General features: G+C 73.0%; 6 protein-coding genes and 1 pseudogene. 2 read left to right on the top strand and 5 right to left on the bottom strand.

The annotated features are described in order from the left end of the window. Positions 1-494: pseudogene (locus tag IF89_RS49095) on the bottom strand (hypothetical protein); the annotation flags it as partial. Between the two features lie 294 nt (positions 495-788). Between IF89_RS49095 and IF89_RS0124395 the strand changes: the two are divergent. After that, positions 789-2,876, top strand: coding sequence for a PhoX family protein (locus IF89_RS0124395; RefSeq protein ID WP_030771977.1), 2,088 nt, complete (start codon positions 789-791; stop codon positions 2,874-2,876). Between the two features lie 75 nt (positions 2,877-2,951). Here the strand turns inward: IF89_RS0124395 and IF89_RS0124390 are convergent, their stop codons facing one another. The 4 genes from IF89_RS0124390 to IF89_RS0124375 form a co-directional block, all read right to left on the bottom strand. Continuing rightward, the gene (locus tag IF89_RS0124390; RefSeq protein ID WP_043194339.1) at positions 2,952-4,217 is read right to left on the bottom strand and encodes a sensor histidine kinase; all 1,266 of its coding nucleotides are present in this window, start codon (positions 4,215-4,217) and stop codon (positions 2,952-2,954) included. Continuing rightward, positions 4,205-4,906: a hypothetical protein gene (locus IF89_RS0124385; protein ID WP_043194338.1), complete on the bottom strand. Its 702-nt coding sequence runs from the start codon at positions 4,904-4,906 to the stop codon at positions 4,205-4,207. Before IF89_RS0124385 ends, IF89_RS0124390 begins: the two co-directional genes overlap by 13 nt. A gap of 37 nt (positions 4,907-4,943) precedes the next feature. Next, positions 4,944-6,938 carry an FUSC family protein gene (locus IF89_RS0124380; RefSeq protein ID WP_078628473.1) on the bottom strand — a complete coding sequence of 665 codons (1,995 nt, stop codon included), beginning with the start codon at positions 6,936-6,938 and terminating at the stop codon, positions 4,944-4,946. Between the two features lie 80 nt (positions 6,939-7,018). Next, entirely contained in the window at positions 7,019-7,846 is an 828-nt protein-coding gene (locus IF89_RS0124375) for a hypothetical protein (protein ID WP_030771967.1), read from the bottom strand. 189 nt (positions 7,847-8,035) lie between these two features. On the opposite strand from IF89_RS0124375, the gene IF89_RS0124370 reads away from it, so the two are divergent. Next, positions 8,036-8,440, top strand: coding sequence for a hypothetical protein (locus IF89_RS0124370; RefSeq protein WP_030771965.1), 405 nt, complete (start codon positions 8,036-8,038; stop codon positions 8,438-8,440). Positions 8,441-8,493 lie beyond the last annotated feature (53 nt).

Here is an 8,493-nt window from a genome sequence, read left to right as displayed (position 1 = left end):
GCGTCCGCCTCGGGGGCGGCCTGCTCCGCAGGGGTGGAGGTCTCGGCCGCAGCCTCCGGCTCGGCGCCCTGCTCCGCGGCCGGGGCCGCGTCCTGGGCCGGCGGTGCGTCCGCCTGGGCGGCCTCGGGCTGCGCAACCTGCTCCGCTGCTGCGGTGGTGTCCGGGGTCCCGGGGGCAGCCGGCTCCGCAGGGGCAGCGGTGGTCAGGTCGGGCTTCGCCGCAGGCGACCCGGCAGGCGAGGGGCGGCGGGCCTCCGGGACCGTGGGGTCGGCGGTCGGGGTGGGGGCCGTCAGGACCGCGCCCGCCTCCCGGTCCCGCGTGGACTGCGGAGGAACCGTCGGATTGTCGAAGGACGCCGCCACGAGTTCGGCGGCCGCATCCAGGGGATTGCGGTCCGCCTGGTTCGGGACGGCCGCCGACGTGGCGTCCGAATTTTCCGGAACCGGTTCCGCAGACCGTCCGAACACCTTGCGCAACAAGCTCCGAATACCCATGGGCCAGGCCTTTCGCATGAGTGCGTGCGTCATTTGTCCGTGCTGCGCGGTTGATCCCTGCCCAGAGTGGACACGTAAGGTTATCGGCCGCCCGGCTGGATCTTCGGCAGGGGCGCCTTTCGTGGCGTCCGGGCCCCACACGCGTGCACACGGTGCGTGAACTGCCGCTCCGACGTGCCGGGTTCACCAACCGTTCATCCCCGCGCCGCCGCTTCGGCGCAACCCGGGCCTACCGTCGCGGCTGGATTGTTCCGACACGTTGTCGGCGGCCACGCAGCTACTCGGAGGACACTCGTGCGCAAGCTTCTGCCGTTCATCGGCAACCCGCATGGGAGCGGCCGTTCCGCTCTCACCTGTCGTTACCGCTGTGGCGACGCCTGCTTCCACGAGGTGCCGAACACAAGCGACAACGAGTACGCGGGCGACGTCATAGCCCGCGCCTACTCCCGCCGCTCGATGCTGCGCTCCGCCGCCGTCGTGACCGTCGCCACCGCCGCCGGCTCCGCCGTCGCGCTCAGCGGCCCGGGCCAGACCGCCAACGCGGCCCCCGCCGCCGACGCCGCGGCCTCCGGAGCGGGCAAGGGCGGTGAGGCCGCCCGCGGCCTGCGCTTCAAGGCCGTCGCGCCGAACACCGACGACAAGGTCACGATCCCCGAGGGCCACGAGCAGAACGTGGTCATCCGCTGGGGCGACCCGATCATCAAGGGGGCCCCGGGCTTCAACGCCGACAAGCAGACCGCCGCCGCGCAGGCCGGTCAGTTCGGCTACAACAACGACTTCCTGAGCCTGCTGCCGCTCGGCGGTGACTACGAGCGCCAGCAGCTACTCGTGGCCAACCACGAGTACACGGACGAGGTCCTGATGTTCAAGGGCTACGACCCGGCCAACCCGACGCGCGAGCAGGTCGAGATCGCCTGGGCCGCGCACGGCCTGTCCGTGGTCGTCGTCCAGGAGGACCACCGCAGCGGGAAGCTGACCGCGGTCTCCCGTCACCAGCTCAACCGCCGCCTGACGGCCACCAGTGAGTTCCGGATGACCGGCCCGGCCGCCGGCGGCGCCCTCCTGAGGACCTCGGTCGACCCCTCCGGCACGAAGGTGCTCGGCACCCTCAACAACTGCGCAGGCGGCACCACCCCGTGGGGTACCACCCTCCACGGCGAGGAGAACTTCAACCAGTACTTCGGCAACGCCGGCCAGGTCACCGACCCCACCCAGGCCGCCCGCTTGAAGCGGTACGGCGTGACCGCCGGCGCCACCGAGCGCAAGTGGGAGCGCTTCGACAAGCGCTTCGACGTGGCGCAGGAGCCCAACGAGTCGCACCGCTTCGGATGGGTCGTCGAGCTGGACCCGTACGACCCGCACTCCGTCCCGCGCAAGCGCACCGCCCTGGGTCGCTTCAAGCACGAGGCCGCGCAGCCCCGCCTGACCGAGGACGGCCGTCCGGTCGTCTACATGGGCGACGACGAGCGCTTCGACTACTTCTACAAGTTCGTCTCGTCGAAGCGCATGATGAAGGGCAACTCCCGGGCGGCGAAGGAGCACAACCTCACGCTGCTCGACGAGGGCACCCTCTACGTCGCCAAGCTCACCGGCGACACCCCGGCCGCCGAGCTCGACGGCACCGGAAAGCTGCCCTCCGACGGCGAGTTCGACGGCACCGGCGTCTGGATCAAGCTGGCGACCGGCAACGTCTCACACGTCGAAGGCATGACGGCCGAGGAGGTGTACGTCTTCACGCGCCAGGCCGCCGACAAGGTGGGCGCCACGAAGATGGACCGCCCCGAGGACGTCGAGCCGTCTCCGCGCACCGGCCGGGTCTACGTGGCGCTGACCAACAACACGGACCGCGGCAAGCCCGGGAAGGAGGGTGCCACCGAGGCCAATCCGCGCAACCTGAACAAGCACGGCCAGATCCTGGAGCTCGCCGAGAACTTCGACGACCCGGCCGGCGACGGCTTCGCCTGGCGGCTCTTCCTGGTGGCCGGTGACCCCAACGACCCGGCCACGTACTTCGCGGGCTTCCCGAAGGACAAGGTCAGCCCGATCTCCTGCCCGGACAACGTGGCCTTCGACCCGCACGGCAACCTGTGGATCTCCACCGACGGCAACCAGCTCGGGTCCCACGACGGCCTGTTCGGCGTCGCGACCAGCGGGGAGCGCCGCGGTGAGCTGAAGCAGTTCCTGACCGTGCCGCGCGGCGCCGAGACCTGCGGCCCGCTGATCCAGGACCAGCGCGTCCTGGTGGCGGTCCAGCACCCGGGCGAGGTCGACGGGGCGTCCGTCGAGAAGCCGCAGTCGGTGTGGCCCGACGGCCCCGGCAAGCTCGTCCGACCGGCCGTCGTCTCGGTCTGGCGCAAGGACGGCAAGAACATCGGCGTCTGACCCCCGCCCGATCATCTGCGTCGGGCAGATGTTTCACGTGAAACACACCTCGCGCGGAACGTCTGCCCGACGCGGTCAGTCCCCCTCCAGCCGCCCGACAGGCAGCCTGAGCGCCGTCAGCGCACCCCCGTCCGGGGCGTTGGCGAAGCTCAGGGCGATCTCCAGCACTGCCGCCTGGCCCACGACGATCGTGAGCCCGAGTCCGTGGCCCCGCCCGCGGCCGGGATCTCCGGTGCGGAAGCGCTGCGGGCCCTGCTGGATCAGCTCGGGCGGATAGCCGGGCCCGTGGTCGCGAACGGTGATCACGGGTCCTTCCACGGTCACCTCGATCGGCGGCCGCCCGTGTTTGTGCGCGTTGACGAGCAGGTTGGTCAGGATCCGGTCGAGACGCCGGCGGTCGGTGAGGACCGCAGCGTCGCGGATCACCCGTACCGAGACGGCGGGCCCGGCTCCCGCGACGGCCCGCTCCACGGCCCGTCCCAGCTCCACCATCGCGAGGTCGGCCCGCTCCACCCCCGATTCCAGCCGCGAGATCTCCAGCAGGTCCTCGGTCAGCAGGTGCAGCGCCTTCAACCGGTCGTTGATCATCTCCTTGGGGCGTCCCTCCGGCAGCAGCGCCGCCGCGGCCAGCGACCCGGTGAGCGGGGTGCGCAGCTCGTGCGCCACGTCCGCCGTGAAGCGCTTCTCGGCCTCCAGCCGCTCCTGGAGCGACCCGGCCATCAGATCCAGCGCCTGCGCGACGTCCCGTACCTCGTCGCGGTCCCGGGTGCGCCGGCCCTGCCGTCGCTCGTCCGTGCGGGTGGGGAAGCCCACCCGGGCGTCCAGGTCGCCGGCGCTGATCCGGCGCGCCACGGCCGCTGTGGTCGCGAGCCGCTTACTGATCCGGTCGGCGAGGAAGAGACCTGCCAGCGCCACCACACCGGCGGCCAGCGCGGCGGAGGCGAGGATCGCGGTGTCGATGTCCCGCAGCCGGTTGCGGGTGCCCTCGAACGGGATCCAGACGGCGAGGGCCTGGTCGTCTGCCGGGGCCGCGGCCCACATGACGGGTTTGCCGTCGTAGGCGCCCACCATGCTGCCGGTGTCCCCCCGGGCGACCAGGTCGCGCAGTGGGCGCGGCAGTTGCGGCGGGGAGAGGGCGATGTTCACGTCGCCGTGCGTGGTGCCGTACTCGTAATGGCTGAGGGCGTGCTCCAGGGCCGTGTCCGCGTCCTTGCGGACTTCGCCGACGATCTGCGCGGCGACGACGTTGTGCACCAGGATCCCGAGCGCGGCGGCCACCGTGCAGCACACCGCCGTCGTGGTCAGCGCGATCTTCCAGCGCAGGCTGCTCAGCGCGTGCATCGCCGTGCGCCCGTGCCGAGCGGGACGCCGGTGAGGGACGCGCAGTCGTCCAGGGTGAGCTGGCTGAGGTTCATGGTGCGGGTCTTGGCGTCCCACACGTAGTCGGAGACCGCGAAGTAGGCGGGGTTCGACGTCGGTTCCCGGACGGCCAGGTGTTCCGCGGCCACCTCCACCCCCTCCAGCACGGCCCGCCGGGACAGGATCCGCGCGATGCGGCCGTCGTCCTGGACGGTGTAGACGCGCAGCTCGCTGAGCCGGCCGTCCAGGTCCAGGGCGGTGATCAGCTCCTCCCGGCCGTTGCCCGTCAGGTCGTGGTACACCGCCGGGCGCACCGGGCAGTCGGGACCGCCGTCCACAGCCTGGGTGCACAGGGCCATCCGCCGGCCGGCCCGGGGATCGACGAGCCGGCCGGTGCCGCCGTCCTGCTCGGTGGCCGATTCGACGTCGGCGCGGACGACGCTCACCGGGTTCACGCCGCGCAGGCGCAGATCGGGCACGGTCGGCAGGTTCGGGACGACGGAGGCCGTGCCGGGCCTCTGGTCCGGATCGGGCGGGTCGGGGCGGATGTCCCTCCACAGGCTCTGCGGAGCGTGCACCGTCCCCATGTCCCCGTCGTTCTGCAGCCCCTCCACGTCGGCGCACCCCGCCAGGGCCAGGGCGAGGGCCAGCACGGCCGGGGTGCGGTACATGCTCCGATGCTCCCCCGTCCGGCCCGGCCCGGCCCGGTCAGCGCTCCGGCTGGGTGATGGCGCGGGCCGCCGCGAGCTCCTGGTGGACGGGCCCCAGGACGCCGGAGTCCTCGGCCTGAGTCTCGCCCTCGACCCGGACCGGGACGGTGCTGCTGCGGACCCGCACGGCCAGTTCCCGCAATTGCCGGGCGATCACGGCGACCTCCTCGGCGGCGGGGGGCGGGGCGCCGTGGTTGACCCGGACCCGGGCGGCGGTGACCGCGTCCACGATCCGTTCGACGGCCACGACCAGCGGCCACCACGCGGCGGCGCGCGTGCCGGTCGGCGGCGGCTCGGTCAGCGCCCGCTGGAACTCGCTGCGCACCCCGGACAGGTCGCGATAGAGCCGCCGCCGGGCCTGGAGGCGGCCGGTCCGCGCCGCCGCGACCGCCGCGGCGTCCACGGCCGGCGCGAAGGCACGCTCGACATAGCGGGCGGCGTCGTCGACGGTGTCGGCGAGCCGGTCCCCGATCCGGGTGTGCCAGCTCTCGGGCCACAGCAGGTACCCGGCGATCAGGGTGATGGCGCAGCCGATCAGGCTGTCGACCAGCCGGGGCCGGATCAGGTCGAAGCCCTGGTGGTTGAGCAGGTCCGAGAGCAGCAGGATCACAGGGGTGATGGCGGCGGTCTGGAAGGCGTAGCCCTTCGCGGAGAAGACCGGGACGAGGGCGCCGAGCACCATCATCACCGGCACGTCCCACCAGCCGCGGGGCACCTCGGCGAGCACCGCGGCGGCGACCACCAGGCCGATCGCGGTGCCGAGCGCGCGCAGCAGGGCACGGGAGAACACCGAGCCGAAGTCCGGCTTGAGGACGAAGGTGACAGTCAGCGCGATCCAGTACGACCGCTCGACCTCGACGACCGAGACGAGCGACTGTGCCAGGCCGATGCACAGCGCCAGCCGCAGCCCGTAACGCCAGGAGGCCTCGGACATCATCATGTCGCGCACCGCGCGCCGGGCACGCACCTTCAGCGCGGCGGGCCGGCCGAGGCGGTCGTCCACGTTGGACGGGTCGGGTTCGGGGAGGTGCACGATCGTCGCGGCATGCCGCAGCGCCGCGTCCAGGGCCCGTTCGGCGGGGGTGCCGGGGGGAGGCAGGTCCAGTACGGGCGCCGTGGTGCGGCCCTCCTCGACGGCCGCCGCGAGCTCCCGCACGGCTGCGGGGATCTCGGGCGGCAGCGGCCGGCCGCGCAGGTGGGCGGCGGGCGCCGCCTCCACCAGCGGGATCACCACGTTGAGTTGGGCGAGCATGCGCACGAGTGCCGGGCTGCGCCCGTGCACCCGGGCCCGGCGGCCCAGGATGAGGTCGTAGGCATGGTCGAGTGCCTGGGTGACCCGGCGGCGCTGGGCGTCGTAGCCCTCGCTCGGGCCGCCGGCGGCCTCCAGGGCGTCCGCGAGGGCCCGGTAGGCGGCGGCGACCGCCGCGCGCTCGGGACGGCGGCCGCGCAGGGGCCAGCCCAGCAGGGTCAGGGCGAGAACGAAGAGGCCGCCCGCGCTCAGCAGCAGCGGGGCCGTCCACCAGGGCTGCGGCATCGGGAGCCCCGCACCGACCACGGCGTTGAGCAGGAGCAGCAGTCCGGAAACGGAGGCGACCGTGCCGATGGAGGAGATCATCCCGGAGACCAGTGCGACGAGGGTGAGCACGCCGACGGCCACCCAGCCGTGGCCGTGGACGAGGGTGCCGAGGGTGACGCCGACGGCACCGAAGAACTGGGGGACGGCGATGTTGAGGACCCGCATCCGGTAGGCGTCCGCGGTGTCGCCGATGACGCCGGACAGGGCACCCATGGAGGCGAGCGCGCCGTATTCGGGCTCGTTCACGGCGAATCCGACGGCGAGCGGAACGGACAGGGCGACCGCCGCTCGCGCCGCGGCGGCCCAGGGGACCGGGGCGGTGGTCGGTCTCAGTCCCGCGAGCAGCCAGTCGGGCGGGGCCGGCGGATGGTGCCGGGAGCGCCGCGACGCTATGGGTTCGGTGCGTTCGGTGCTCATTCCCGCTTCCGTGCCGCCGCTGGCGATTCGCTTGTTCTGGGCTCTTCTGCGCCGTTCTGCGCGTGTTGTTCCTTCCGAGCTTATGGGGTGCGGCCCAGTCGTCCCGTCACCCATGCCGCGAGGGCCACCGCGAGACCGATCAACAGCACCACCCAGGCCGTGGTGCGCAGGAACACGGTGAGCGCGTCGTACACCGCACCGGCCGCCGCGGGGTCGATGTCGGCCGGCAGGTCGTCCAGGGTGAGGCGGCGGCAGACCTCCACGGCGAGCCGGAGCAGCACGGCACCGACGGCCAGTCCCAGTCCGGTGGCGATGACGGCGCGCCGCCGACGGACGGCGACGGCGACGGCCGACACCGCCAGGAGCACGGTCAGTACGGGAAGCCAGACGCCGGCGAGCTGGAGCATGCGGAAGCCCTCCCGGAGAGCGCCGAGGTTGTCGTACTCCATGACCTTCACGGACAGCCGCGTCACCGGGATGCGGTCGGCGAAGGGCACCTGGTCGGCGACGAGTTCGCTCCGGATCCGGTCGACGACGGGTGCGAGGTCGATGGTGACGGCGTTGCCGTGGCCGGTGGTGAGCGCGTCGAGGAAGGCGGCGTGGGCGGCACGGTTGGCCGCGTCCCAGGCCGTCCGGTAGGCGGGGGTGTCGGCGAAGGAGTGCAGCGCTTCCCCGAGCAGGGCGTCCACGCCCGCCTGGAAGGGGCCCGCGTCGATCTGCCCGGTGAGTGCGCGGGCGGTCTGGGTGACGACGACTTCCTGGACGGCCGGGTTCTCGGCGAGGGGGGCCATGGCGGCGGTGTAGCGGTCGGCGTCGCCCAGATCGCGGTCGGCCCAGTACGCGACGGCGCTCGCGGGCACGAGGAGGGCCACGAGCACGATGAGTACCGCCGACAGGATGGTGCGCACGTCACCAGGGAAAGCGGGGACGGCCCGGGGCGCGAGCGGTGTTGCTGCGGCCGGGTGGTGCGCCCGGCCGTGGGCGAGCGGCGCGCGCCCGGCCGCCGCGCGATCGCGGGCGGCGCGGCCGCCGCCGCTGATCCACTTGCCGGTCAGGAGCGGCGGGTGTGCTCTGGTGGATGGAGAGAGGAGCCCGTCATGGCACACGCGGCACCCGCTGCCCCGCGGCAGCACCGGCAGATGGCGGACATGACCCACCTGAGCAAGGGCGCCTACGTGAGGCCACTGCTCCTCGGACTGGTCTACGGCGTCTGGTGCGCGTTCATCGAGCGCCACGAGGCCCCGGTGACCGCGGCCAACGTGTTCTTCGGGATCCTGTGCGGCGTGGTCTTCGCCGGGATCATGTTCGCCCTGGCCAGGGTCGGCCCGCGGATGATGCGCGAGGTCCACGCCGCCGCCTACGGCGCCTTCGGCGGCATCGCGGTGGGCTACCTGCACAGCCTGACCGACGAGTCGGTCCTGAAGTCCGTCGTGATCGGCCTTGCGGTCGCCGCGGGCGTCGGACTCACCGCCTTCTACCGCTATTACACGCACGAGGACTGAGCAGGGCCGCACGGGCCGGGACCACCGAGGGCGCAGGCTCCCCCGCCTTCGGT

The organism is Streptomyces sp. NRRL F-2664, assembly GCF_000719345.1.
In the GTDB taxonomy this organism is placed as follows: Bacteria; Actinomycetota; Actinomycetes; order Streptomycetales; family Streptomycetaceae; genus Streptomyces.
Note: the sequence above shows the minus strand (reverse complement) of the source record. Positions and strands in the feature narration are given on the sequence as shown.